This window comes from Thioalkalivibrio sp. ALE28, assembly GCF_000377425.1.
GTDB lineage: Bacteria > Pseudomonadota > Gammaproteobacteria > Ectothiorhodospirales > Ectothiorhodospiraceae > Thioalkalivibrio.
Genome location: NZ_KB898095.1, coordinates 1 through 26175, shown reverse-complemented (window position 1 = coordinate 26175; position 26175 = coordinate 1). Strand labels below are relative to the sequence as shown.

General features: G+C 65.8%; 26 protein-coding genes and 2 tRNA genes. 13 read left to right on the top strand and 15 right to left on the bottom strand.

Annotated elements, in window-relative coordinates; all coding sequences use genetic code 11:
* Positions 1-292: 292 nt before the first annotated feature.
* From D105_RS0103995 to D105_RS0103985, 3 genes are read right to left on the bottom strand one after another with little or no spacing between them, the layout of a single operon-like run.
* Entirely contained in the window at positions 293-895 is a 603-nt protein-coding gene (locus D105_RS0103995) for a nucleoside triphosphate pyrophosphatase (RefSeq protein WP_018877570.1), read from the bottom strand.
* On the bottom strand, positions 888-2717 hold the full coding sequence (gene oadA / locus D105_RS0103990; protein ID WP_026280404.1) for a sodium-extruding oxaloacetate decarboxylase subunit alpha: 1830 nt from the start codon (positions 2715-2717) through the stop codon (positions 888-890). Before oadA ends, D105_RS0103995 begins: the two co-directional genes overlap by 8 nt.
* 33 nt (positions 2718-2750) lie before the next feature.
* Positions 2751-4169: an acetyl-CoA carboxylase biotin carboxylase subunit gene (locus D105_RS0103985; RefSeq protein WP_018877568.1), complete on the bottom strand. Its 1419-nt coding sequence runs from the start codon at positions 4167-4169 to the stop codon at positions 2751-2753.
* A gap of 154 nt (positions 4170-4323) precedes the next feature.
* Between D105_RS0103985 and D105_RS0103980 the strand changes: the two genes are divergently transcribed.
* The 6 genes from D105_RS0103980 to D105_RS0103955 all read left to right on the top strand — a co-directional run bounded on the left by D105_RS0103980 (position 4324) and on the right by D105_RS0103955 (position 8441).
* The gene (locus D105_RS0103980) at positions 4324-4848 is read left to right on the top strand and encodes a DUF177 domain-containing protein (protein ID WP_018877567.1); all 525 of its coding nucleotides are present in this window, start codon (positions 4324-4326) and stop codon (positions 4846-4848) included.
* Positions 4849-4957: 109 nt separating this feature from the next.
* Positions 4958-5155 (top strand): 50S ribosomal protein L32, encoded by a 198-nt coding sequence (gene rpmF / locus D105_RS0103975; protein ID WP_017942094.1) that lies wholly within the window; start codon positions 4958-4960, stop codon positions 5153-5155.
* 99 nt (positions 5156-5254) lie between these two features.
* On the top strand, positions 5255-6283 hold the full coding sequence (plsX, locus tag D105_RS0103970) for a phosphate acyltransferase PlsX (protein WP_018876408.1): 1029 nt from the start codon (positions 5255-5257) through the stop codon (positions 6281-6283).
* A complete protein-coding gene (locus D105_RS0103965; RefSeq protein ID WP_018866174.1) occupies positions 6280-7242 on the top strand; it encodes a beta-ketoacyl-ACP synthase III in 963 nt (320 codons plus the stop codon). Before plsX ends, D105_RS0103965 begins: the two co-directional genes overlap by 4 nt.
* Positions 7243-7333: 91 nt before the next feature.
* Positions 7334-7810 carry a CYTH domain-containing protein gene (locus D105_RS0103960; protein ID WP_018866175.1) on the top strand — a complete coding sequence of 159 codons (477 nt, stop codon included), beginning with the start codon at positions 7334-7336 and terminating at the stop codon, positions 7808-7810.
* Complete coding sequence (locus D105_RS0103955; RefSeq protein WP_018876409.1) at positions 7800-8441, top strand: uracil-DNA glycosylase; 642 nt, start codon at positions 7800-7802, stop codon at positions 8439-8441. The genes D105_RS0103960 and D105_RS0103955 overlap by 11 nt, the downstream gene beginning before the upstream one ends.
* 172 nt (positions 8442-8613) lie before the next feature.
* Here D105_RS0103955 and D105_RS0103950 read toward each other — a convergent pair whose 3' ends face one another.
* Positions 8614-8946, bottom strand: coding sequence for a type II toxin-antitoxin system PemK/MazF family toxin (locus D105_RS0103950; protein WP_018876410.1), 333 nt, complete (start codon positions 8944-8946; stop codon positions 8614-8616).
* Positions 8936-9136 carry a DUF2281 domain-containing protein gene (locus D105_RS0103945; RefSeq protein ID WP_018876411.1) on the bottom strand — a complete coding sequence of 67 codons (201 nt, stop codon included), beginning with the start codon at positions 9134-9136 and terminating at the stop codon, positions 8936-8938. The genes D105_RS0103950 and D105_RS0103945 overlap by 11 nt, the downstream gene beginning before the upstream one ends.
* Before the next feature lie 134 nt (positions 9137-9270).
* Here D105_RS0103945 and uvrC point away from each other — a divergent pair, with 134 nt between their 5' ends.
* The 7 genes from uvrC (at position 9271) to D105_RS0103910 (ending at position 17628) form a co-directional block, all read left to right on the top strand.
* Complete coding sequence (gene uvrC / locus D105_RS0103940; RefSeq protein WP_018877566.1) at positions 9271-11097, top strand: excinuclease ABC subunit UvrC; 1827 nt, start codon at positions 9271-9273, stop codon at positions 11095-11097.
* Between the two features lie 260 nt (positions 11098-11357).
* Positions 11358-11909, top strand: coding sequence for a CDP-diacylglycerol--glycerol-3-phosphate 3-phosphatidyltransferase (gene pgsA / locus D105_RS0103935; protein ID WP_018882611.1), 552 nt, complete (start codon positions 11358-11360; stop codon positions 11907-11909).
* Between the two features lie 141 nt (positions 11910-12050).
* Positions 12051-13400, top strand: a complete 1350-nt coding sequence (locus tag D105_RS0103930; protein ID WP_018877564.1) for a diguanylate cyclase domain-containing protein — start codon at positions 12051-12053, stop codon at positions 13398-13400.
* Between the two features lie 42 nt (positions 13401-13442).
* Positions 13443-13518, top strand: a tRNA-Gly gene (locus tag D105_RS0103925).
* A 91-nt stretch (positions 13519-13609) separates the two neighbouring features.
* Positions 13610-13683 (top strand) — tRNA-Cys (locus D105_RS0103920).
* A 160-nt stretch (positions 13684-13843) separates the two neighbouring features.
* Positions 13844-14938 carry a diguanylate cyclase gene (locus D105_RS0103915; protein WP_018877563.1) on the top strand — a complete coding sequence of 365 codons (1095 nt, stop codon included), beginning with the start codon at positions 13844-13846 and terminating at the stop codon, positions 14936-14938.
* A gap of 200 nt (positions 14939-15138) precedes the next feature.
* On the top strand, positions 15139-17628 hold the full coding sequence (locus tag D105_RS0103910) for an EAL domain-containing protein (RefSeq protein ID WP_018877562.1): 2490 nt from the start codon (positions 15139-15141) through the stop codon (positions 17626-17628).
* Between the two features lie 929 nt (positions 17629-18557).
* On the opposite strand, the gene D105_RS0103905 is transcribed toward D105_RS0103910, so the two are convergent.
* The 10 genes from D105_RS0103905 to D105_RS14090 all read right to left on the bottom strand — a co-directional run.
* Positions 18558-18980, bottom strand: a complete 423-nt coding sequence (locus D105_RS0103905; RefSeq protein ID WP_018877561.1) for a type II toxin-antitoxin system VapC family toxin — start codon at positions 18978-18980, stop codon at positions 18558-18560.
* Complete coding sequence (locus tag D105_RS0103900) at positions 18980-19222, bottom strand: type II toxin-antitoxin system Phd/YefM family antitoxin (protein WP_018877560.1); 243 nt, start codon at positions 19220-19222, stop codon at positions 18980-18982. Before D105_RS0103900 ends, D105_RS0103905 begins: the two co-directional genes overlap by 1 nt.
* Before the next feature lie 216 nt (positions 19223-19438).
* Positions 19439-19744 carry a BrnA antitoxin family protein gene (locus tag D105_RS14495; protein WP_081619275.1) on the bottom strand — a complete coding sequence of 102 codons (306 nt, stop codon included), beginning with the start codon at positions 19742-19744 and terminating at the stop codon, positions 19439-19441.
* Positions 19719-19997, bottom strand: coding sequence for a BrnT family toxin (locus D105_RS0103895; RefSeq protein ID WP_018877559.1), 279 nt, complete (start codon positions 19995-19997; stop codon positions 19719-19721). Before D105_RS0103895 ends, D105_RS14495 begins: the two co-directional genes overlap by 26 nt.
* A 595-nt stretch (positions 19998-20592) precedes the next feature.
* Positions 20593-21099 (bottom strand): pilin, encoded by a 507-nt coding sequence (locus D105_RS0103890; RefSeq protein WP_018877558.1) that lies wholly within the window; start codon positions 21097-21099, stop codon positions 20593-20595.
* A 383-nt stretch (positions 21100-21482) separates the two neighbouring features.
* Complete coding sequence (locus D105_RS0103885) at positions 21483-21905, bottom strand: putative toxin-antitoxin system toxin component, PIN family (protein ID WP_018877557.1); 423 nt, start codon at positions 21903-21905, stop codon at positions 21483-21485.
* Positions 21898-22146 carry a type II toxin-antitoxin system Phd/YefM family antitoxin gene (locus D105_RS0103880; protein ID WP_017926719.1) on the bottom strand — a complete coding sequence of 83 codons (249 nt, stop codon included), beginning with the start codon at positions 22144-22146 and terminating at the stop codon, positions 21898-21900. Before D105_RS0103880 ends, D105_RS0103885 begins: the two co-directional genes overlap by 8 nt.
* 603 nt (positions 22147-22749) lie before the next feature.
* A complete protein-coding gene (gene mgtE, locus D105_RS0103875; RefSeq protein ID WP_018877556.1) occupies positions 22750-24108 on the bottom strand; it encodes a magnesium transporter in 1359 nt (452 codons plus the stop codon).
* 12 nt (positions 24109-24120) lie between these two features.
* The gene (gene mgtE, locus D105_RS0103870; RefSeq protein ID WP_018877555.1) at positions 24121-25479 is read right to left on the bottom strand and encodes a magnesium transporter; all 1359 of its coding nucleotides are present in this window, start codon (positions 25477-25479) and stop codon (positions 24121-24123) included.
* Between the two features lie 412 nt (positions 25480-25891).
* On the bottom strand, positions 25892-26175 hold a 284-nt coding region (locus tag D105_RS14090), incomplete at its 5' end, for a transposase (protein ID WP_038032715.1).

Here is a 26175-nt window from a genome sequence, read left to right as displayed (position 1 = left end):
TCGGTGTGCAGCGGGTAGTGGTTCTACCCGCAAGTGGCTCAACGCAGGATCGGGGAACCTGGGGTGCCAACCCCCATAAGCTATTGAAAGACGGGGCTCGGCCGCCCGTTGTTGATCAAAAACGGGCGCGCGCACGGCGTTGCGGTTCCCTTGTGCAGAATGACTGCACGGCAGTCACCGCGCCTTGTTCGCACGCAAAAGCGACTCGAGCGCGAACGCGCGATTCAATCAGCGTCTCCCTAGCCATAAGCCAAGGCAGGACTGGGGATAGGCCCCGGGGCGCGCGGCCGGTTCAGGCGGGCCGGGGCGGAACAGCGATGCCCGCCTCGCGCAGCCACCTGCCCAGGGTGATCAGCGGCAGGCCGACCAGCGCGGTCGGGTCGTCGCCTTGCATGCGCGCGAACAGACTGATGCCCAGCCCTTCCGACTTGAAGCTGCCGGCGCAGTCCAGCGGCTGCTCCAGTGCCACGTAGTGGTGGATCTCCTCCGGGGTCAGTTCGCGGAAGGTCACGGTAAAAGGGACCTCGCCGGTCCGCGCCTGGCCGGTGGCGGTGTCCAGCAGGCAAAGGCCCGTGTGGAAGGTCACCGTTTTGCCCGACAGGGCCGCGAGCTGAGCCTCCGCGCGGCCCGTGTCGCCCGGCTTGCCGAGGATGCTGTCGGCGTGGCTGGCGTTCTGGTCGGAGCCGATCACCAGGTGGTCGGGATAGGCATCGGCCACGGCGCGGGCCTTGGCCTCGGCGAGGCGGGTCACCATGGCGTCGGGGCGCTCGTGAGGCCGGGGGGTCTCGTCCACCTCCGGGCGGGCGGTCTCGAACGGCAGGCGCAGGCGCCCGAGCAGTTCGGCGCGGTAGGGCGAGGTGGAGGCGAGGACCAGTTTGCGCGCGGTCTCAGTCATCGGCGTGGTCGATCTCGATCAGCGCATCGTCGGGATTGGCGGCCGCCCCCTTGGCGACGTTCACCGCAGTGACGGTGCCGGACACGGGGGCGGCGATCTCGGATTCCATCTTCATGGCCTCCAGCACCAGCACCGGCTGCCCGGCCTCCACGTGGTCGCCCTCGGCCACCAGGACGTCGATGATGGTACCGGGCATCGACGTGGTGACGTCGCCGGGGCGGGTCGCGCGCCGCGACTTCTTGCGGCTCCCACCCCCGCTCGGCGCGGCATGGCCACTGGCGGTCTCGATGGTGTCCAGGGTCTCGATCTGGACCTCTTCCGGCATGCCGTCGACCGTCACGTACATCGGACGAGTGTCCTCCCGGTGATGGCCGGAGCCGGTTACCTGGATGTGGTAGGTCTCGCCGTGGAAGGTCACGTTGAACTCCACCGGGGCCGGGCAGCCCGCCTGGGTGTTCTCCGGGAGGTTCAGCGGTTCCGGCTCGAGCGTGCCGTCGTGGCGCTGTTGCAGGAACTGGCGCCCCACCTCGGGGAACAGGGCGAAGGTCAGCACGTCCTCCGGCCCGCGGGCCAGTTCGCCGATCTCGGCGGCCAGCGAGTCCATCTCCGGGGGCAGGAGGTCGGCCGGGCGGCTGTCGATGACCTCGGCATTGCCGATGGCCTGTTGCCGCACCACGGCGTTGATGGGGCCCGGTGCACGGCCGTAGTGCCCGGTCAGGTACTGCTTCACCTCGTTGGTGATGGTCTTGTAGCGCTCGCCGGCCAGTACGTTCATCACCGCCTGCGTGCCGACGATCTGCGAGGTGGGCGTCACCAGGGGCGGATAGCCGAGGTCCTCGCGCACCCGGGGGATCTCTTCCAGTACCGCGTCGAAGCGATCCAGTGCGTTCTGGTCGCGCAACTGGTTGGCCAGGTTGGAGATCATCCCGCCGGGCACCTGGTTGACCTGGACGCGGGTGTCGATGCCGGTGTATTCGCTCTCGAAGCGCTGGTATTTCTTGCGCACCTCGTGGAAGTACATCCCGATCCGCTGCAGCGCGACGAGGTCCAGCCCGGTGTCGTGCCCGGTGCCGGCCAGCGCGGCGACCATGCTCTCGGTCGGCGGGTGGCTGGTACCGCCGGCGAAGGCGGAGATCGCGGTCTCGATATGCCGGCAACCGGCCTCGATGGCCTGCCAGTGGCACAGCTCGGACAGACCGGAGGTGGCGTGGGCATGCAGGTGGACCGGCACGTCCAGGGCCTCCACCAGCTCGGTGACCAGCTCACGGGTGGCGGTTGGCGTGAGCAGCCCGGCCATGTCCTTGATCGCGATGCTCTGCGCGCCCATGGCGACCAGCTCGCGTCCCAGGGCGACGAATTGTGTGGCCGAATGTACCGGGCCAGTGGTGTAGCAAAGTGTGCCCTGGGCATGGCCTCCGGCCTCGCGGGTGGCCTCGATCGCGGTGCGCAGGTTCCGGGCGTCGTTCATCGCGTCGAAGATGCGGATGATGTCGATGCCGCCGGCGACCGAGCGCTCGACGAAGGCGCGGACCACGTCGTCGGCGTAATGGCGGTAGCCCAGCAGGTTCTGGCCGCGCAGCAGCATCTGTAGCGGGGTGTTCGGCAGCGCGGCCTTCAGCTGATGCAGGCGCTCCCAGGGGTCTTCCTTCAAGAAGCGCACGCAGGCATCGAAGGTCGCGCCGCCCCAGACCTCCAGCGAGTGGAAGCCAATGGCGTCCATCTGCTCGCAGATCGGCAGCATGTCCTCGGTGCGCATGCGCGTGGCGATCAGGCTCTGGTGGCCATCGCGCAGGGTGACATCGGTGATGTGAACTCGATCCATGGTCATTCCGGTGTCCGTGCGGCGGGCTGGGGTCTACAACCCGTGGTGAGCGGCGAGGGCGGCCGCGACGGCCACCGCGAGCTGGCGATCCGAGCGCTTGCCGGGGAAGTGCGTGAGCTCGGGGTGCGCCGCGACAAATCCGGTGTCGAAGTGGCCGCTGCGGAACACCGGGTGGTCGACGATCGCCAGGTGGAAGGGGATGGTCGTCTTGACGCCGAATACGCCCATATCGCGTAGCGCACGGTTGGCGCGCGCCAGCAGGTCATCCCACTCCAGGGCCCAGCAGATCAGCTTGGCGCACATCGAGTCGTAATGCGGCGGGATGGTGTAGCCGGTGTAGATCGCCCCGTCGGTGCGCACGCCGGGTCCCCCCGGGGCGAAGTAGCGGGTGATGCGGCCGAAGCTCGGCAGGAAGTCGTTCTTCGGATCCTCCGCGTTGATGCGGAACTCCATCGCGTAGCCGCGCCGGGTGATGTCGGACTGGGCATAGCGCAGGGGTTCGCCGGCGGCGATGCGCAGCTGCTCCTGCACGATGTCCACCCCGGTGATCATCTCGGTTACCGGATGTTCTACCTGAAGACGGGTGTTCATCTCCATGAAATAAAAGGAATCGTCCGAGTCCATCAGGAACTCGACGGTCCCCGCGTTCTGATAGCCGACGGCCTTCGCGGCTCGCACGGCGAGCTCGCCCAGATGGTCGCGCTGGGCGTCGGTCAACTGCGGCGAGGGCGCGATCTCCACCAGCTTCTGGTGGCGCCGCTGGACCGAGCAGTCGCGTTCAAACAGGTGGATCGCCTGGCCGTGGGTATCGCCCAGGATCTGCACCTCGATATGCCGCGGATTGACCACGGCCTTCTCCAGGAAGATCTCGGTGCTGCCAAAGGCGCGGGTGGCCTCCGAGCGCACGCGTTCGAAGTTGTGCTCCAGGGCGCGCGCATCCTCGCACAGGCGGATCCCGCGTCCGCCGCCGCCGGAGGTGGCCTTCAGCATGACCGGGTAGCCGATGCGCTCGGCGACCTCGAGCGCGGCCGCGACGTCCTCCAGGTTGCCCTCGGAGCCGGGCGTGACCGGCACACCGGCCTCGATCATCGCCCGGCGTGCGGCGACCTTGTCGCCCATGCGGCGGATGACCGTGGCGTCCGGGCCGACCCAGATCAGGTTACGCGCGGCGCAGGCGGCGGCGAAGTCGGGGTTCTCCGAGAGGAAGCCATAGCCCGGGTGGATGGCGTCGCAGCTGGCGGCGCGCGCGACGCTGATCAGCCGGTGAATACTGAGATACCCGCCCATGGAGTCGGGGCCGATGGCGTAGGCCTCGTCCGCCTTCTTTACATGGAGGGCGTGGCGGTCGGCGTCCGTGTACACGGCGACCGAGATGATGCCCAGTTCGCTGCAGGCCCGGATCAGGCGCACGGCGATCTCGCCCCGGTTGGCAATGAGCAGCTTGCGAATCAAACGGAAGGCCCCGGACAGGTCGATGACTTCTCGAGTATCGACGTCGTTCGGGGTGGCTGCAAGTTTCTGTTTCGCTTTGACAGATCGCCCGCGCGCGCGTATATTCCGCGCCCTCGTTCCGGGGAGGCCCGAACGGTTTTCCCAAGAGTTTGTTATGAGTCGTATCCCCGTCTCTCTGGACCCGTGGCAACCGCGTGCCCGGCACCTCGAATTCGAGGGCGACCTGCGTCCCGAAGACCTGCCGCGACTGCGCGCCGACGCGTTGCCGGGACACCCGCTGCGGGTGCACGCGAAGTTCCTGCTGGAACGCGGGACACTGGACGAGATGCGTTTGAGCGGGGTGATCAGCGGCGAGCTGTGGCAGACCTGCCAGCGCTGCCTGCAGCCGCTGGCGTGGGACTTCCGTCTGGAGGCGGATGCGGTGCTGCTGCCGCCGGAGGGCACGCCGGCCGGCATGAGCGAGGACGACGATTTTGTCGAACTCGAGGCCGACGGCCTGCTGCGCCCCGCGGCATGGATCGAGGAAGAGATCCTGCTGGCGTGGCCGCTGGTGCCGCGCCACGCGGATTGCGAGCCGGCGGCGGCGCCCGAGTTCACCGAAGGCGAACGCGGCGAGAACCCGTTTGCCGTGCTGGAACAACTGAAAAAGGGGGGCGGCCCGGACCGGGACGACCCGTGAAGCGAACGCGGTCGGGGCATTGCCCCCGCCGAACCGTTATACTTGCGCCCGTTTTGATACCGGGCTCACTCCCGTCGCCACGGGAATCTGATCAATCTGGAGATGCATCATGGCTGTTCAGCAACGCCGCAAGACCCGTTCCAAGCGTGACATGCGCCGCTCCCATGACGGGCTGACGGGCGCCACCCTGTCCACCGATCCGACGACCGGCGAGATCCACCGCCGTCACCACGTGACCCCCGATGGCTTCTATCGCGGTCGCCAGGTGATCCAGCAGGACGTCGAAGTCGACGAAGACGAAGATTAAGGTCCGGGTAATGACCGTCCCGGGGCCACGGCTGCGCTTGCACCGTGGCCTTTCCGCGTTTGAATCCGGCTCTGTCCCGGCCGGTCGTCGGACTCGAGCATGACTGCCAGCTTCACCATCGCACTGGACGTGATGGGCGGTGACCACGGCGCCCCCGTCGTACTGCCAGCGGCGCGTCGCGCACTCAAGGTGGCGGATGACTTCCGCCTGCTGCTGGTGGGCGACCAGGACACCATCGAATCGGGCCTCTCAGGCTGGTCGGCCAGTGAACGCGAGCGCGTCGACATCGTGCACGCCAGTCAGGTCGTGGGCATGGAGGAACTGCCGGCCGTGGCGTTGCGCACCAAGCGCGACTCCTCCATGCGCGTGGCCATCGACCAGGTCAAGAACGGCGCGGCCCAGGCCTGTGTCTCCGCCGGCAACACCGGTGGGCTGATGGCCACTGCCCGCTATGTGCTGAAGACCCTTCCCGGTATCGACCGCCCGGCCATTGCCACGGCATTGCCGTCGATGGAAGGGCACACCCACATGCTCGATCTGGGCGCGAATGTGGATGTCGAGGCCGCGCATCTGTACCAGTTCGCGGTGATGGGCTCGGTGCTGGCGAACGCCGTGGATGGCCTGGAGGCCCCGCGCGTGGGCCTGCTCAACATCGGCTCCGAGGCGATCAAGGGCAACGACCGGGTGCGCGAGGCCGGGCGTATGCTGGAAGAATCCAGCCTGAACTACATTGGCTTTGTCGAGGGCAACGATGTCTACTGCGGCGATGTGGACGTGGTCGTCTGCGACGGGTTCGTGGGCAATGTCGCGCTGAAAACCAGCGAGGGCGTGGCCCGGATGATCTCCTCGAACATGAAGGCGGAATTCCGCGCCTCGCTGTATTCGCGCCTGGCCGGACTGTTCGCCCTGCCGGTACTGCGGCGGCTGCGTCATCGCTTCGACCACCGCCGCTACAACGGGGCCTCGCTGCTGGGCCTGCAGGGCGTGGTCATCAAGAGTCACGGAAGTGCCGACGAACTCGCCTTCGAGCATGCGATCCGCATTGCTCGCATCGAGGCGGAGGCGAACATCTCGCGGCGGATCGACAAGCAGCTGGGCCAGCTCCTTGGGCAGGAGAACAGCGAGTGAAGCATGCACGTATCAGCGGCACCGGCAGCTACCTGCCCGAGCGCATCCTGACCAATGCCGAACTGGAGGCGATGGTCGACACCTCGGATGCCTGGATCCGCGAACGCACCGGCATCCGCGAGCGCCACATCGTGGCGGAGAACGAGGTCACCTCGGACCTGGCGCTGAAGGCCGCGGAAAGGGCGCTGGATGCCGCCGGCATTCGGGCCGCCGATCTCGACCTGATCCTGGTGGCGACCACGACCCCGGACCAGATTTTCCCCAGCACGGCGTGCATCCTGCAGGCCAAGCTGGGCGTGGGCGGCTGTCCGGCGTTCGACATCCAGGCGGTGTGCAGCGGTTTTGTGTACGCGCTGGCGACCGCCGACCGCTTCATGCAGAGCGACGAGATCCGCCATGTGCTGGTGGTCGGGGCCGAGACGCTTTCGCGCATCACCGACTACACCGACCGCGGCAACTGCATCCTGTGGGGCGATGGCGCGGGGGCTGTGGTGCTGTCGCGCTCCCCCGACCCGGGAATTATCTCCACCCACCTGCATGCCGACGGCCATCACAAGGGCCTGCTGGAGGTCCCGGGTGGCGTCTCCCAGCCGAATGACAATCCCGATCTGGAATTCATCCGCATGGAGGGCCGCGCGGTCTTCCGGGTCGCGGTGAACACACTGGACCAGATCGTTGACGAGACTCTGGAATACAACGGCATCGACAAGTCCGAACTGGACTGGCTGGTGCCGCATCAGGCGAATATCCGCATCATCCAGGCGACCGCGAAGAAGCTGAACATGTCCATGGACAACGTGGTGGTCACGGTGGACCGCCACGGCAATACCTCGGCCGCCTCGATCCCGCTGGCGCTGGACACCGCCGTGCGCGATGGCCGCATCAAGCGGGGCGACCTGATCCTGACCGAGGCCTTCGGCGGCGGCTTCACCTGGGGTTCCGCGCTGATCCGGATGTAGCGCACGCATCAGACTTGGGCGGGGGCTTCGCCTGCAGGCAGGCTCCCACAGGATTCACCCGGCGGTTCGCCGCAAGACGGGAGTCGACGACATGGGGCGCGAGATCGAACGCAAGTTCCTGCTGGCCAGTGATGCCTGGCGCGAAGGCGTGGTGCGCTCGCAGTACATGCGCCAGGGCTACCTGTGTGGCAACGATCGCGCCTCCATCCGCGTGCGGGTGGACGAGGAGGGCGCCAACCTCAACATCAAGAGCGCGACCCTCGGCGTGGAGCGCGACGAATACCAGTACGACATCCCGGTGGACGAGGCGCATCGCCTGCTGGATACCCTTGCCGGACCCCAGGTGGAAAAGACCCGGTACTGGGTGGACGTCCAGGGCTGGGAGTACGAGATCGACGTGTTCGAAGGCGCCAACGCCGGGCTGATCGTCGCGGAACTGGAGCTCCCGAGCAGCGATGCCGAGTTCCCGCGTCCCGAGTGGCTGGGCGACGAGGTCTCGCACGACCCGCGCTACTACAACACCGAGCTGGCGCGGAACCCCTACCGCGAGTGGCCGGATGCCTCCTGAACCGGGCGCGATCTTTCGCGCGGACTGCCGCGCCTGTCCGCGCCTGGCGGCCTTCCTCGAGGAGGTTCGCGACAAGCACGCCGACTACCATGCCGCCCCGGTGCCCTCGTTCGGGCCGCTGGATGCGCGGCTGCTGATTGTCGGCCTGGCGCCCGGGATGCATGGCGCCAATGCCACCGGGCGCCCGTTCACCGGCGACTATGCCGGCGTCCTGCTGTACGAGACGCTACACGAGCACGGCTTCGCCAGTGCGCCGGAGAGTACCAGGGCGGACGATGGCCTGGAGCTGATCGACTGCCGCATCACCAACGCGGTCAAATGCCTGCCGCCGCAGAACAAGCCCACCACGGAGGAGATCCGTACCTGCAACGGCTTCCTCGCGGCCGAGATGACGGCCGTGCGGCCGCGGGTGATCCTGGCGCTGGGCAAGATCGCCCACGACGCCATCCTCCGGGCCAAGGGTCTGCCGCTGTCCAGCCTGCGCTTCGCCCACGGTGCCGAGCACGAACTGGACGCGAACACCCGCCTGATCGACTCCTACCACTGCTCGCGCTACAACACGCAGACCCGCCGCCTGACCCCGGCGATGTTCCACGAGCTGTTTGCCCGGGTCCGCAGCCACCTCGGTTAGCCTTCCGGCCCGGAAGGTCTGCCCGGCGCCCCCAGGGCCGGCGTCCGGGCTGGCCGCCCGGATCGCCACGCGCCTGCGGCGCTCGCGATGACGCTGTCCTTTCCCTGTCATTGCGAGGCCCCGCAGGGGCCGTGGCAATCGGTCAGTTTACGGGCAGGGCCGAGCTCCCCGCCTACGGGCAATGGAAATGGCGGCAGAAATGCGCCCGGATCCCATCAATGGTTTGTGCGTCGAGCTTCGCGTATTGATGAGTGATCAGACGGCTACTGAGCGTGAAGATCTTGTCGTAGCGAACCCAGCTGGTCTTGGGAAGTGAACCCTCCAGCAACATGTTCGGGTTCACTTCTATTGCATGAGTCTGGTTTGGCGACGAAGTGACGGCGAGCGCAGCGAAATCGCCGAATCGATCGATCTCGGAGAGGACGAGAACAGGCCGGCGTTTTCGAGTGGTCAGGTCCGAAAAGGGAAAGGGGATGGCAACGATAGCTCCCGGCTCAGCGGTCATCCCAGACCTCGTCCTCGGGGTTTTCCCAGATCGATCCGAGAGCAGTTTCCTGGGCCTTCTTGATGTCTTCGCCAGGCGTGTCACTCAGACCGTGTTTGGATTCCAGATAACCAATGAAGTCCAGAACTTCGCGCGAAAGGGGCTCGGGCAGGCGTTTGACCTCTTCATAGATCTGTTCGGCGATATCCATGGCTCGGTCCTCCCGGTACGTCGCCTCGAGTGGCGAAGACTTATAAGTAATGGCATCAAGGATATCCCGAATGGTATCGGCTGCGCACGGGGCTATGCCGGAGGGCGGGGGAGTTCCGGTATCCTGATGCGATCATGAGTACCCCCGAGACCGGATTCGATCACAAGGCCTTTCTGCAGTCGCTGACGCAGTCCCCCGGCGTGTACCAGATGCTGGATGCGTCGGGGGCGGTGCTGTATGTCGGCAAGGCGCGCAACCTGAAGAGTCGGGTGGCGAGCTATTTCCGTGGCAGCGATGACCGCGGCCCGCGCATCCGCTCGATGGTGCGGCAGATCGCGGATATCCGTGTGGCGGTGACGCACACCGAGGCCGAGGCCCTGCTGCTGGAGGCCAACCTGATCAAGCGCCACCGGCCGCGCTATAACGTGCTGCTGCGGGACGACAAGAGCTACCCCTACATCTACGTGTCCAACCAGGAGTATCCCCGGCTCGGGTTCCACCGCGGTGCGCGCAAGAAGGGCGTGCGTTACTTCGGGCCGTACCCCTCGGCCGGGGCGGTGCGCGAGAGCCTGGCGCTGCTGCAGAAGCTGTTCCAGGTGCGCCAGTGCGAGGACAGTGTGTTCGCGCATCGTTCCCGCCCCTGCCTGCAATACCAGATCGGGCGCTGCACCGCCCCCTGTGTCGGCTACATCGAGCCGGAGGACTACGCCCGCGACGTGGAGGCTTCGGTCAAGTTCCTCGAGGGCAAGAGCGAGGCGGTGGTCGCGGAATTGATGGAGCGCATGGAGGCGGCCTCCGCGCGCCTGGATTTCGAGCACGCGGCGCGCCTGCGCGACCAGATCGCGCGGTTGCGCCAGATCTCCGAGCAGCAGTTCGTCTCGGGCGGCGAGGGCGATGCCGACGTATTCGCGCTGGCGCAGGAGGCGGGGGCCTGCGCGGTGGAGATCTTCTTCGTGCGCAATGGCCAGAATCTCGGCAACAGCGAGCTGTTCCCCAACGTGCCCGAGGCCACGGATACGGACGAGATCATGGCCGCGGTGCTGGCGCAGTACTACGCGGAACGCGAGCCTCCGGCGCGCATCCTGCTTTCGCACGAGCCGCAGGGTGCGGAGGCACTGGAGGCCTTTCTGGCGGAACGTCGTGGCGGGAAGGTCGCGCTGGCGTGGTCGCTGCGCGGCGAGCGGGCCCGCTGGCTGGACATGGCGCGGCGCAACGCCGAGCTGGCGCTGAAGACCCGCATCGCCAGCCAGGCCGGGCAGACCGCGCGGCTGGATGCCCTGACCGCCGAGCTGGGGCTGGAGGAGGCACCCCGGCGCATGGAGTGCTTCGATATCTCGCACACCGGGGGCGAGGGCACCGTGGCCTCCTGCGTGGTGTTCGGGCCGGAGGGGCCGATCAAGTCGGACTACCGCCGCTTCAATATCGAGGGGATCGAGCCGGGGGATGACTATGCGGCCATGCACCAGGCGCTCAGCCGGCGGTTCGCACGGCTGAAGAAGGGCGAGGGCCAGGAACCGGATATCCTGTTCATCGATGGCGGCAAGGGCCAGGTGACGCAGGCGCTGAATGTGCTGGCGGATCTCGGGCTGGACCACATCAAGGTGGTGGGCGTGGCCAAGGGCGAGGAGCGCAAGCCGGGGATGGAAACGCTGATATTGAGCGGGGTAGAGGCGCCCTCTATACTCCCCGCGCATTCCGGCGCGCTGCATCTGATCCAGCAGATCCGCGACGAGGCCCATCGGTTCGCGATCACCGGGCACCGCGCCCGCCGCGCGAAGGCGCGCAAGGAATCGACCCTGGAGGCCATTCCGGGGCTGGGGCCGAAGCGGCGCAGCGTGCTGCTGAAGCACTTCGGCGGCCTGCGGGGCGTCAGCCGGGCCGGGGTCGAGGAGCTGACCAAGGTGCCGGGGATCCATCGGCGCCTCGCGCAGTCGATCTACGACCAGTTTCACGAGAGTTAAGGAAACACTGATTAATGTGCACGCTCGCGTTGGCATCTCAGGTTTTCCGAGACAAGGCGCGGTGCGCAGCGGGTAGTGGTTCTACCCGCAAGTGGCGCAACGCAGGATCGGGGAACCTGGGGTGCCAACCCCGAAGGGGCTCCGGCGTTGCGGTTCGCTTGTGCGGAATGACTGCACGGCGGTCACTGCGCATTAAACGCACGCAATAGCGACTCGAGCGCGAGCGTGCACATTAATCAGTGTTTCCTTAAGCTACTGCCATGTTTCCCCAACTGCCCACCTGGCTGACCTGGTCGCGGATCGTAATGATCCCTTTGCTGGTGGCCGCGTTCTACGGCCTGGCGATGCCGCTGGGCGGCGTCCTGGCCGCCATCATCTTCGCCCTGGCGGGCCTGACCGACTGGCTGGATGGCTATCTGGCCCGGCGCTGGAAGGTGACCAGCCGGTTCGGCGCCTTCCTGGACCCGGTCGCGGACAAGCTGATCGTGGCCGCGGCGCTGGTGCTGGTGGTCGATCACAACCCGGGGCTGGGCCTGGCACTGGCCGCGATCGTGATCATCGGGCGCGAGATCGCGATCTCCGCGCTGCGCGAGTGGATGGCGGAGATCGGCGGCAGCGCCAAGGTGGCGGTGTCCTGGGTGGGCAAGGTGAAGACCACGGCCCAGATGGTCGCGATCTTCCTGCTGCTGTGGGCGGAGCCGATCGCCGGGCTCCCCACCTTCGTGATCGGCGAGTGGTTGCTGTATCTGGCCGCGGCGCTCACGCTGGTCTCGATGATCCAGTACATGCTGGCTGCCGCGCGAAGCAACTGACACGCGGCGCAATCCCTTCTAGTCGGCGTCCCTGACGCCACGCGACAAGCGGCGCCCACCGGGCGACCCGGTGCGTTCCGCCGCGCCGGGGTTTGGCGATACACTGCGATGATCGACCACGTGTCGCCCGCGGGAGCGCCTATGCCCGGCCCCCAGCTAGACCTCGACAACATCCAGACGCTGGAGGCGCTTCAGGGGCTGCTTCCCGGTTTCGTCTACCAGTTGCGCCGGGGGCCGGACGGGCATTTCGCTTACCCCTACGTGGGGGAGGTGGTAGAGCGCTGGTTCGGCGTGAACCGGGAGGCGCTGAAGTCCGACGGGGGGCCGCTGCTCGACTGCATCCATCCGGATGATCGCGAGTGGGTCATGCGGTCGACCATGGAGTCCGCGGAGCACGCGGAGCCCTGGAGCATGGAATTTCGCATGCGGTGTCACGGGGGCGGGGAGATGTGGCTGTCCGCCTACGATACCGTCCGCCGCTTGCATGACGGGACGATCGTCTGGACCGGCTTCGCCACCGATATCACGGAGCGCAAGGAACTGGAGGCCTCGCTGCGCCAGAGCGAGGCCAAGTTCCGCGCCTTCGTGGAGACGGCCAGCGACGTGATCTATTCGCTGCGTCCGGACGGGGTACTGACCTACGTCTCGCCCAACTGGACCGAGAACCTTGGGTACCCGGTGAGCGCCGCGATCGAGCACTCCATCGACGAATACGTAGCGCCGGAGGACCTGCCGGCCTGCTACGCCTTCCTCGACCACATCGCGCGCACCGGCCAGAAGGCCGGTGGCATCGAGTATCGAATCCGCCACCAGGACGGGCATTATCGCTGGCATACCAGCAACCTCTCGCCGGTACTGGACGCCGAGGGTCGGGTTACCGAGTTTCTCGGCATTGCGCGGGATATCACCGAGCGCAAGGCGACCGAGGAGCAGATGCAGCGCCTCGCCCATTACGATCCGCTCACGGAGCTCCCCAACCGGACCCTGTTCTACCAGATCCTCGACCACGAACTCACCGGGGCCCGGCGTGAGGGCCAGCAGGTCGCACTGATGTTCGTGGACCTTGATGAGTTCAAGCCGATCAACGACCGTCATGGCCACGCGGTAGGCGATCTGCTCCTGCGACAGGTGGCGCAGCGACTTGCAGGCGCCATTCGTGAAAGCGACGTGGCGGCGCGGATTGCGGGTGACGAGTTCGTGGTGATGTTGCCGCGCTTCCACTCGGTGGAGGAAAGCCGGGCGCATGCCGCCGCGATCGGCGAGAAGATTCGGGCGGCCCTGGCCCAACCGTTCGACTGCGACGGCGTCGAGGTGCGGATCTCCTGTAGCATCGGGATTGCGCTGTTTCCGCTGGATGCGGCCGACGGACCGGGCTTGTCGCGGGCAGCGGATGCCGCGATGTATGTCGCGAAGAATGCCGGACGCAACCAGGTGGTGGTGTTTGACCGCGCGGTGCATGGCGCCGGGGCGATCGGCTACCGCGGGTATTGACCTGCAGGGAATCTGCGGTAGAATACGCGCCGATAACGAAGAGCGGGAATAGCTCAGCTGGTAGAGCACAACCTTGCCAAGGTTGGGGTCGCGAGTTCGAATCTCGTTTCCCGCTCCAACAGATTCCTGAAACCCCGGTTCCGCCGGGGTTTTCTGTTTCGGCCCGCGCAGATGCCCGTGCGTTCGCGGACCGGAACCCACCCGATACAGGCTGGGTGGCAGAGTGGTTATGCAGCGGACTGCAAATCCGTGTACGCCGGTTCGATTCCGACCCCAGCCTCCAATTGCAGTACCTGTGACAGGCCGCCCCCGGGCGGCCTTTTGCGTGGCCGGGATTGTCCCGCGCGAAGGGACCCGGCATTCTCCGGGCACGCCGGGTCGTACGCCATCGTCGGCCCGGTTGCCATTTATCGGTGGCGGTGCGTCCGGTCGGGGATGAGTTGATGGAGGACCCAATCAGCGGCGGTGCTCGTGCCGAAGCGGCACAACTGCAGGCCCGCAAGCGCCTCGTATACCTGGTGGCGCTGGCGGGCGGGGTGGCGATCTTCCTGCTGAGCTGGTCGATCCGCGGTCCCGGTGATCCGTTCCTGGCGTACCTCTATCCGCTCTTTGCCGCACTGCTGGCGGGCCTGTGGTTGACCCTTTGGCGCCGGCCCGACTGGCTCGCGCGGCTGGAGCCCTGGATGCTGGCTCTTGTTGCCGCGATCGTCCTCTCGCGGCTGGCCTGGCATTTTCATGCGGGGGGTTCCCTGGACGACCGTCTTCTGGTCCTGGCCGGCGGGCATTACTGGGCGGTGGGTATCGTGATCCTCGCGGCGTTCGTGATGCTGGATCACCGCGCGGGTCTGCGCGCTGGGTTGGCCATCCTGATCGTTGCGTCGCTCATCGCGCTCGCCGGGGTAATCGGGGAGGCCCTGGACGGTACGCTTGCCACCGAGACGGCGGTCTATCTGTTGCGGGTGCACCTGTTCCTCGGTGTGCTGCTGGTGCTGGCCAGTATTGCCACCTCGATGCGTGACACGGTGAAGGATGCCCTGGTCCGGTCCGAGGCCATGGCGCGGGCCGCGCGCACCGACCCCCTGACCGGACTTGCGAATCGCCGGGCCGCGGAGGCCTTTCTGGACCGCCAGGCCGCGGCCGTGGCGCGTTACGGGCATCCCGTCGCGGTGATCGGCATGGATATCGACCACTTCAAGGCCGTGAACGACGCGCATGGTCACGCCTGTGGCGATGCCGTGATCGAGGGTGTGGCGCGTCGACTGGAGGCCAACCTGCGCGAGCCGGACTTCGTCGCCCGCTGGGGCGGGGAGGAGTTCCTGATCGTGGCGCCGGAGACCTCAGCACACGAGGCGCAGCAGCTGGCCGAGCGCTGCCGGGCGGCCCTGGCTTCCGAGCCGATTGCGGGAGTACCGGTCACCGGTTCGTTCGGGATCACGGTATTCCGCGCGGGGGATACGCTGGACGATGTGCTGGGGCGCGCGGACAACCTGATGTACGCGGCCAAGGCAGCCGGCCGGGATCGCGTGCTGGTGGAATAGGCGCGACTCCGGTGCCGGCGCGCAGCAGGATCAAAGCCGTGGCACTATGCTGGAGGCTATACCGCCCAGGGAGTTCGATTAACGTGTCGGACGAGTATGCAATGCCTCCGGGCGCCGGTCTGACTCGATCCCGTAAACCGGCGCAATGTCGTAGGCCATGGACGGCCCTCGTGGGGGCGGCGGCCGCGTGCTTGCTCGCAATGCTGCCGGCCGGGCAGGCGTTCGCCGAGGCGGAACTGCGGGTAGGCGTGTACGACAACGCGCCCAAGGTCAGCGTGGACGCGCAGGGCGAGGCCGGTGGTCTGTTCGTGCACCTGCTGGACTCCATTGCCCGACGCGAACACTGGCAGATCGAGTATATCCCCTGCGAGTGGGCTCAGTGCCTGCTGGATCTGCGCCAGGGCCGGCTGGACCTGATGCCGGACGTGGCCCTGACCGAGATGCGCGACGAGTTTCTCGACTTTCACCAGATCCCGGTCGTGCAGGGCTGGAGCCAGGTGTACGCCTTCCCGCAATCCGGCTTCAGCAGCCTGGAAGCGCTTGGCTCGCGGCGGCTCGCCGTACTGGAAGGCTCCGTGCAGGAAAGCCATCTGCGACAGGAGCAGATGCGCGATCCGGACCTCGAGTACGAACTGGTCACCTTCACCAGCCTGCCGGCGGTCCTCGCGGCGGTTGGGGAAGGCGAGGCTGTCGCGGCGGTCAGCAACAACTTCTACGGTCGCCAGCATGCCAGGGCCTTCGGCCTGGTGGAGACCCCCATCACCTTCGGCCAGGTGGGCCTTTATTACGCGGCCACGCCGGAGCGGCATGGCGAGTACCTGGCCGTGATCGACGCCTATCTGGATCAATGGAAGCCCCTGGCGGATTCGCCCTATCAGCGGGCCCTTGCCGAGACCCTGCTGGCGGATGATTCGCCCGGGTTGCCGGGCTGGGTCCGCTGGGCGTTGTTTTCCGCGCTGGGCCTGGTGCTGCTCCTGGCGGTCGCGGGACTGCTGTTGCGCTGGCAGGTGCGTCTACGTACCCGGGAGCTGGCGGCCGCCAACCAGCGGCTGGAGCATGTGATCGACAGCGGCCCGACGGTGATCTATCAGCTCGCCTCCTCGGATCTCACGCCACAGTGGGTGAGTCCCAACATTCAGCGTCTGTTCGGGGTTGATCCGGCTGCCGCGCTGCGCCCCGGCTGGTGGGAACAGCAACTGCACCCCGAGGATCGGGTCGGTGCCCTGCAGGAGAATCAGCGGCTGCTGACCGACGGCGAGGTGGTGCGCGAATTCCGGCTGTTTGATGGCTGGGGCAAGCTGCGCCACGTGCGCGACGAGATGCGGCTGGTCCCCGGCGCGAGCGGTCGGGGCGAGCAGGAAATCGTCGGCGCCTGGACCGATCTGACCGACAGCATCGAGCAGAAGGAGCAGCTGCGCCAGATCTCGCACTTCGATACCCGTACCGGGCTGCCGAACCGAACGCTGCTGCAGGATCGCCTCGGGCACACGGTGGAGCGCGCGATGGCCGATGGCGAGGCGCGCTGGGTGGTGCTGCTGGACCTCGACCGCTTCCGCAACGTCAACGAGACCCTGGGGACCTCGGCGGGCGATACCGTCTTGCAGGGGATCGCGCAACGCCTGGGCCAGACGCTGACACCCCAGGACACCATCGCGCGCGTCGGCGCGGACGAATTCTGCCTGATTGCGGAGACCCCGGAACACGACGGTCTGGAATCCTTCATGCAGACCCTGCTGGATACCCTGCGCGCCCCCTTCGAGACCTCGGGGCGCAGCCTGGTACTCACCGTGAGCGCCGGTGTGGCCCGCTTCCCGGACGACGGCCAGACCCGGGAGGAGCTGCTGACCGCGGCCGAACTGGCCATGCAGGCGGCGCGGGCCCGTGGCGGTGACGGCTGGTGCGCTTACACCCCGGAGATGGGCGCCCTGACGGAGCACCGACTGTTTCTGGAAAACGACCTGCGCCAGGCCATCGCCAACGAGGAATTCGTGCTCCACTTCCAGCCCCAGTTCGACCTCGCCAGTGGCGAGTGTGTGGGGGTGGAGAGCCTGGTCCGCTGGAACCATCCGCGCCGCGGCATGGTATCCCCCGCGGAGTTCATCCCGCTGGCGGAGGAGACGGGGCTGATCGTATCGATCGACCGCTGGGTGCTGGAAGCGGCCTGTCGCCAGCTCGCCATCTGGGACACGGCGGGCCGACACATCCCCATGATGGCCGTGAACCTCTCGGCCCGCGAGCTCCATGACGAGGCGCTGGTTGCGACCGTGCGCGAGACCCTCGAGCGCCACGGCATCGCCCCGGAGCGTCTCGAGGTTGAACTGACCGAGACCATGATCATGGAGGACCCGGAACGGGCCCTGGCGATCCTGCGCCGCCTGGACAGCCTGGGGGTCCGACTGGCCATGGACGACTTCGGCTCCGGCTACTCCAACCTGGCGCACCTGCGCCGCCTGCCGCTGCATCGCCTGAAGGTCGACCAGTCCCTGGTGCGCGACATAGGCCACTCCCGCCACAACGAATCCATCATCCGCGCCATCATCGCACTGGCCGCCGCCCTGGAACTGGACCTGATCGCCGAAGGCGTGGAGGAAGAACCCCAGCGCAGCTTCCTGCTACGCGAAGGCTGCGCCACCGGCCAGGGCTACCTCCTCGGCCGACCCGCCCCCGCCGACCAATTGTTCCAGACCTGACGCGCGGACTGCGCATCGAGCCACAGGCTTCACCTGGCCCGCCCGACCGAAGCGGCAACGCCACGCCATGTAGGAGCGGCCTCGGCCGCGAAGCCCCTGCCCGGGTGAGCATCACCCCGACCCTCTGGAGCGACCCACGGCCCACGATCGAGAGTAGCTGGACCCTCGTGGGTGGTTGCCGCGATTTCGGCGAAATAGAAAAATATTCCATCAAAGACTACCGTTCAGAGATCGAAATCGACCGCTCATGGAAATGTTCGCCACGCGGCTGGCAATCCACATCGGTTCTGTTAGCTTGTGCCTCGGGGAAAGGAAGCCCCAAAAGGGTCGTCCAGGAAGGGAATCCGGGGCGGCCCTTTCTCGTTCTACGCCCCGGTAACTCTTGATCCCAATCCTGACATCTCCGTAGTGCTGCAGAACAGGTGAGGTGTCCGCGAGGTTCTTCCGGGTCCAGTGGACGTCCCGGTAATCCTAGCGCTTGTCCCGTACGGTCGCGTTCGAGTCCTGCGTTCGCGAGCGATGGGCGGTCGGAGCCTGCTTGCAGGCGAAGCCCCCGCCCTCGCCGGACCTGCCCAAACTGCCGGGTGCATCAGCGAATCCAGCCTCTGGCAATAAGATGCCCGACCGCGCGCCGGTGCTTGGGGAACCAAAAGTAAACTTCCGCCCAGTGTCCTGCGGTCGAATTGGGCCCAGCAACAAAGGACGCAGCGTCAAAGTGCGTGTCCTGAGAGAGCGCACCCACCCACCGGTCATCCCGCAAACCGCGAAGCGGTTATCCGGGATCTCGATGATTGGGGCTGCCTCTACGCGGGAGATCCCGGCGCCTGGCTTCGCTCCGGCCGGGATGACATCGCGCAAAAGTGGATGTGCCACCGCGCCAACGAATGGTCGCCAAAGTGGATGTCCCGCAGAACTGAATTCTCGGCAAACTACAGCAGCGTCGCATTAACGCCCATGGGTTCTGCAGCGGCCACGAGCGTCTTGTCGAGGGAGCAAAGTTCCACGCCGTGGTTGTACGCAATGGCCAGGTGAAGTGCGTCGCCCGCGCGCAACCCGGAGGCATGATCGTCGGCGAAGAGGGCAGCGGTGTGGTAATCGATAGACGAGATCGGCAGGGTCGAGAGTGACGATTCCCGCAACGCCGCAAATGCGCCAAGCACGGTCGCCCGTTCCCGGGGTGTCAGGATCTCCATTCGAACCTTCATGGACAAGGCCGCGGAGAACTCCATAAGCGCCCAGTCACTGATGCACAGCGAACCGGCGCCCTGTGCCGCCAGCCAATTCTGCATATCCTCGGTTCGGGGCTCGCGAGTGAGGGCCGCCACCAGGACGCTGGTATCCAGATAGCGCATCAGCAGCGAGCATCATCACGCATACGCCGGATGAAGGTCTCATCGATACTGTTGTGCTGGGTATCCGTGACTGCACGGAGCACATTCGCATCGATCGGCTTCCTGGGTGCGGTGGCGCTGGAAAGGCGTACGACGGCCTTGCCTCGCTTGGTGATGAGAATGGATTCACCTGCAGCAGCACGTTCCGCCAGCTCACTCAGGTGGGCTTTGGCATTCGCCAGGCTAACCGTTGGCTCGGACATCCCGCACTCTCCTGACCATGTAGATGGTCATATCATACCTTCCCGGGAAGCGTAGCGGTAATGGGCGGAGACGAAGTCCGTGTCCCGAAGCAAGGCTACGATCTCCATTCGGGCCGAATTGAGCCAACAATGTGGGTGTCCCGGCGGATGTTGCCAGAAGGCCCGTTCCAGAAGGCCCGGCTCCAGAAGGCCCGGCCCCTGCCGCAGAGCCGAGCACTAACGATTATTAGAAGTCGGGCTATGGTCCTTGAGCCAGTCTTTCAAAGCCGAGTCCATTCGCGTCTGCCAACCCTTTCCGGTGGCGCGGAATGCTTCCACGACGTCTGGCGACAGACGGATCGTGATGCGCTCTTTAGTCACAGGCAGAGGTGGGCGACCGACGCGTCGCAGGGCTTTCGTCTCGTCTTCGGAAGGCTCCCGGGTCTCTGAATCGGCATCGATTCCGGCCTGAATGGACGATTCCTCGTCGGAGTCGTTCAAGACGACCCGACGACCGCTACGTAGCGTTAGTGATTTCGACATAACGCGCAATCTCCCGGTTGTTGGCTTTGCGCAGGCTGATGATTCTCCGCACGGACGATCGACCGGTGAATACGACGCAATACAAGCGGTTGCCCATCAATGCATATCCGAGCATTCGGCACTCGCCGTAGCTCCTCCGACGGTCTTCCATGGCCAGGAGCGTATCCCATTCGAGGCTCAGGGCATCGCCAAGTGAGACCCTGTGTTTCGCGAGGTTCGCAGCGTCCTTGTCTGCGTCAAACTCGATCTCCATTAATTTATTGTATGCACAAGAATCGGTGCGCGCAATCGGGAGAGCCGGATCCACTCGGAAGGGAACGGAATTCGTGTCTCCTGGCGGTCGGTCCTGGACACGCCACGGCGGCGACCCAGGTGGATCCTGGTCGATTTTGGGGGGGGTGAGGGAGTGCGGGATGTAGCAGCGGAGTCCGAGCCAGGCGGCTTCGGCGAATCGGGCTTATGACAAAGTGGGTGTCCCAGCGAAAAAAAGTGGGTGTCCCAGAGGATGTTTTCCTGGAGGGCCGCAAACGGGCTTATGACAACTGGGAAGAAAATGGGTGTCCCACAGATGTTCTTTTTGTAGAAATGAGACCAGCACAACGAAAAAGCCCCGGCACGATGGCCGGGGCTCTGGTACTGCGTGGGTGTCCTTACCCTCGGGGTTTGGAGAGGGGAAAATAAATCTGTCCCCTTTTAGTCCCCTTTTAACTTAAATCTGTCCCCTTTTAACTTGGTAATGCGCGATGAACCACAAAAAAGCCCCGGCACTAGGCCGGGGCTCCGAGAGGGGAAAATAAATCTTTCCCCTTTTTCCACATGGGCATCAAAACCCGTTTTTAGTAATAGGATTAGTTGCGGCAGGAGGCCGGCAGATACTTCTCTTCAAGGTTTCCACCGTCGGCTGGGCCGCAGACCCAAGCCCGCACGGGAGCAAGGTTCTCGCCTCGGACATAGTTTGCGGCGGTCATCGCTTGCGTTGCGTCGGAGTCTTGGTATGGAACCATCTGGATGCTTTCGCCATCGACTGCACCAGCAATGTTCTGAATGAGGACCGAGATTACGCCATCTTCGTCAGTAGTGACGGAGGCGACGAACTGCGAAACGTCCTCGTCCTCCGCGACACCCTGTTCGCATCCGAAGCCGTTCGCCTCGGGTGCCTCCCGCAGGCCGGTCTGTGAAACCTCGGTGATGGAAGTTCGGCATGTGCTCGCAGCCATAATCGCTTCGGACATCTGGGCGCGGATCGTATAATCCTGATAAGCCGGCAGCGCAATAGCCGCCAGAATCCCGATAATCGCCACAACGATCATCAGCTCGATAAGCGTAAAGCCCTTTTGGGCGGTCTTCTTCTGCATGTTCGTACTCCCTTGATGTGATGAAAGCTGGGCCGGAGGCCCGGCCACCCCGTGGGCAGCTGTCTGAGTAAAAGCAATGGGTGTGCCAGGAACATCAGAACCCGGATAAACAGCGCTGTGTGGCCATTCGGTTTGGGGTTTGGGTCACGACATACGGCGGTTCAGATGTGTCACGTGACAAAAATGGTCACCCGGAGTGACGCTGGTGGTCAGTTGGGTTGGTCGTTTTGTCACCGGCTGCGATGCCGACTGGTCGCAGCGGGGTGTTCGGCATGCTGGGTGTGACGGAGTGGATTACGCGCTGGCAGGGGCTTCGCCGCCAAGGCGGCTCCTACAGGGTGGACAAGGCTCTGCGCGACAAGTGGATTTGGTGCGGGTGCAGTTCAGCGCTGGGTGAGGAGATCGGCGGGGCGGAGGATGCGGATGCCGTGGAACGGATCGAGGTCGAGCAGGTCGCCGTCTCCGGTAACGATGGCATGGGCCTCGCCGTGGACGGCGACTTCGAGGAACTTGTCGTCTTTCGGATCGCGACAGGCCGTGATCGGGGTGGTGATCGTAACGAACCGTGCAATGCCACCCAGCAAGCGGATGAACTGCTGGCGCTCCGCTTGACTGATGTAGGGATCGAATTTGCGGCGCGAGAGAACCTGGACGAGCTCGTCGAGGGTGGCCTCCGAGACCAGGAGGATGCCCCGGTCGAGAGCGTGGTCAACGGCCCGCGCCGCGGGGCCGGATGGAACCAGGAGGCGACTGACGAGCAGGTTCGTGTCCAGTACCCACCGACGCTGCCGGTTGGACTCAGTCATCCGCGAGCAGTTGGTCGAGCTTTTCCTGGGTCAGGCCGGCCGCTTCGGCCTTGCCGCCGATCTGGTCGCAGAACCGGCGGAACTCATTCACGTTCAGGTGGACCAGGCGCTCGTATTCTTCGGGCGAAAGGACCACGGCCACATCGCGTTTCTGGCGCTGGATGATGACGGGTTCCTTGCGGGCGGATTCGATGACGGCGGCCAGGCCCTGCTTGGCTTCGCTTGCACTGACGGTACGCATGCCGGTCTCCTTATGTCTATTAGGCACAGATTGTACAAAATAGTTAGGGGTAGCGCTATCGCCGGCGGTATCGGGTTCAGACGATCGGCTCGTGGATTGGAACGCTGATATGTGTCTCGGGGGCTGTTGCCGATTCGGTCGTTGTTCCGGGTGGTCCTCGGTGGTCGTCCGGGATGTGGTGGGTTTCGCTCATCGGTGGAGATCCCGGCTCTTCGCTTCGCTGCGGCCGGGATGACGTGGGCTGCCGGTATGAGGGGGGGCAGGCTCGAGCTCGTCGCGGGCCTGGTGGGGTGGTGCTCGAGAGCGGTAACGAGGGGGTGGCGCGGTGCGGGTGTCATACTTTGGCGAGGGCTTCGCGGGCAGGCCTGCTCCCACGAAGGGCGCTCGCCCAGGGCTCTGCCTCCCCAGAGGTCGTTTGCACAGGGGCTTTTTCTACGGTGGTGCGGTGCTGGCATCGCACTCTGGCAGGGGCTTCGCGGGCAAGCCCGCTCCCACGAAGGGCGCTGCCAGAAGGGGGGCGCCCGCGGGGAGGGTGGTGTTTTGGTGCCGGCCAGGCGTTGGCAGGGGCTTCGCCTGCAAGCAGGCTCCTACGGAGAATGCGAATCAGAGGCCGAGGATGGCGACGGCGGTGGCGAAGTAGATGGTGATGCCGACGACGTCGACGACGGAGGTGATCAGGGGGGCGCTGGCGACGGCCGGGTCGACCCCGAAGCGGGTGAGGGTGAAGGGGAGCAGCAGGCCGAACATGGAGCCGAACAGGACGACGAGGAACATGCCCAGCGCGATGGCATTGGCGACCTCGAGGCTGCCCAGCCAGTTGCCGGAGAGCCAGATGGCGCCGGCGAGGGTGGCACCCAGGGCGGAGGAGACGAGGATTTCCTTGCCGCCCAGGCGCCACCAGTCCTGGAGTTTGATGTCGTTGGTGGCCAGTGAGCGCACCACGAGCGTGGAGGCCTGGGCGCCGGCGTTGCCCCCGGTGGCGATGACCATGGGCAGGAAGAAGATCAGCGCGACGACGGTCTCGATGGCGGCCTCGAAGTGGGCGATGGCCATGCCGGAGAGGATGTTCACGGCAACGAGGATCACCAGCCAGCCGATGCGCTTGCGGTAGAGGAGCTGCATGCTGGCGTCGCGCAGGGAGAGCACGACGTCGCCGACCGCGGCCATGCGGTGGAAGTCCTCGGTGGTTTCCGCGCGCAGCACGTCCATTACGTCGTCGACGGTGATGATGCCGAGCAGGTGGCCGTCGTCGTCCACGACCGGGAGCACGTCCAGGTCGTAGTGCGAGATGCGGTGGGCGGCCTCTTCGCGGTCTTCCTCGGCCGCGATGCTGACGACGTCCGTGTGCATGCGTTCGCGCACGCTGGTGGAGGGACGCGACAGCAGCAGTTCTTTCAGGCGCACCCAGCCGAGCAGTTCGCCGTTGGGTGTGATCACGAAGATGGTGTTGACGGTCTCGGCCAGATCGCTGTGTTCCCGCAGGTGATCCATGGCCTCGGCCACGGACCAGTCCGGCTGGACGGTGGCGAATTCGGGCGTCATCAGACGCCCGGCGCTCTCCTCCGGGTAGCCGAGCAGGGTCTCCAGGGCCTCCTGGTCGTCGTCTGGCAGGGTCTCCAGGAGGGATTCGGCCTGGTCGTCCTCCAGGCCGTCGATGACGGAGACCGCGTCGTCGTAGGACAGCGCGGCGACCAGGCGGCTGGCGTGCTCGTCGTCCAGTGCCTGGAACACCCGGGACTGGTGGTCCGGTTCCAGGTGGGCGTAGATATCCGCCGTGCACTCGATGTCGAGGCGCTGGAAGAAGGTCTCCATCTGCTCGGCCGGCAGGGCCTCCAGCGCGTCGGAGAGGTCCGGCGCGGCGTAGGAGCCGCAGATCGCCTGCAGGACGTCCGCCTCCGGTTCGTCCAGGGCGTCGGCGATCACCTGCGGCAGGGTCTCGAGATCGGGTTCGGTGGCGCTCATGCGCGAGGTCTCTTACGGAGTCGCCAGGCCGAGCAGGGCTACGGCCAGCGAGAAGTAGATCAGGATACCGCCGATGTCGGCGAGCGAGGTGACCAGCGGGACGCTGGCCGTGGCCGGATCGAGGCGGAGCTTGTTCAGGACCACCGGCAGGAGCATGCCGAGGATGCTGGCCACGGTGACGATGACGGTCATGGCCAGGGCGACCAACAAGGCGATCTCCGGGCCGCCGCGCCACAGGCCGACCAGCGAGACCGCCACGCCCATGCTGACGCCCAGGGTCACGGAGACGCCCATCTCCTTGGCCCACAGCTTGAGCCAGTCGCGGGCGGTGACCTCGCCGGTGGCCATGGCACGCACCATCAGCGTGGAGCTTTGCGCGCCGGCGTTACCACCGGAGGCGATCAGCAGCGGGAGGAAGAACACCAGCACCACCACCGCTTCGATGATCTCTTCGTACTGCGAGATCATCATGGCGCCGATGGTATTGAAGGCCACCAGGCCCAGCAGCCAGCCGATGCGCTTGCGATAGAGCAGGAACGGGCTCGCCTCCTGCGGCGACAGGGGCAGGGTGCCCACCGAGCCCAGCTTGTGGAAGTCCTCGGTGGATTCGGCCTCGATCAGGTCCATTACGTCGTCCACCGTGACCACGCCCAGCAGCTCGCCGGTCTCGCCGACGACGGGAAGGGTCTCCAGGTCGTAGTGCTGGATGCGGCGGGCGGCCTCCACCGCGTCCTCGGACACGGCGATGGTGATCGGCTCGCCCTCGCCCAGCAGGTCGCGCACCGGGCTGTCGGCACTGGCACGGAGGAAGTGGCGGATGGGCACGGCGGCCAGGAGGACGCGGTCCTGGTCGACCACGAAGATCACGTTGTTGGAGTGCTCGTCGGCGTTGCGGCGGATGAAGGCCAGGGCGCGCTTGAGGGTCCAGTCGGGGTCCACCGCGACCACGTCCGGCGACATCACGCGGCCGACCGAGTCTTCCGGGTAGTTGAGCTGCTTGAGCGCCCGGCGGATCGCCCGGAACGGCAGCAGGCGCAGGTAGCCGCGCAGGGTGTCCGGGTCCAGGGTCTGGAGCAGGGCGGTGAGGTCGTCTGCCTCCATCTCGGAGAGGATGAAGCGGGCATCCTCGCGCGGGGAGGCCTCCAGCAGGCGGATCTGATGTGCCGTGTCGAGGTAGGCGAACACGTCCGCCTTGCGCCCGGGCGGCAGCAGGTTGAACACGGCGCAGAGGTCATCGTCGCCCAGCTCCATCAGCGCGTGGGCGATATCCTGCACGCGCATGTAGTCGAGCAACTCGTGGAGCCCGTCGCGGTCGTCCAGACGCAACAACTCCTTCAGCTCGATGATGGACTGTTCGAGGTGAAGCTCCATGCCCTTCTCCCGGCGGCATCGGGGCGCTCGGAGTGGACTGTGCTCGGGCACAGACCGGCGAGGCGCCGCACGGATGCGGTGGATGGTCCAGGTTCGGGTCGGGCTGGGCCCGGCCGCTCCCGGCTCTTTGATCAAAGAGGCCTGACGGAAGCGACCGGTCGGGGAACGGGCGCTTGCCGCTAGGCGCGGATAGATCGACTTCGTGATCGACGTTTCAAGGCGTGTTCCCGCGTGTGAAGATGCTGCTTATTCTAACGGATGACGGGCCTCAATCAACCGCTTGTGCGGGGTTTTGAAACATTCATCTACTCTTCATGGTCTGCAGGGGGGCAGAGGGTGTGGGGTGTTCAATGAGGATTGTTCGCCTGCGAGCAGGCTCCTACGGGGGGCTTCCCCTGCCGGGTAGGAGATTCTATGTCTCTCCACAAGGGGTCTTAGGTTGGTAATCGGTCTGATTGTTCATCAGGGCGAAGGCGACGCGGGCCAGCTTGCGAGCCAAGGCATTCAGCGCCTGGGTCGTCGCCAGGCCACGGTCCAGGCAGCGCTGGTAGTAGTCGCTCCAGGCGGGTGTGGACTTGGCCTGCATCGCGGCCAGGTAGAGCAGCCGTCGCAACTCTGGATCGCCCTGTTTGGTGAGTTTGCGCTGCCCCCGTTTTGTGCCGGAGTCGCGGATGCGGACATCCAGCCCCAGGAAGG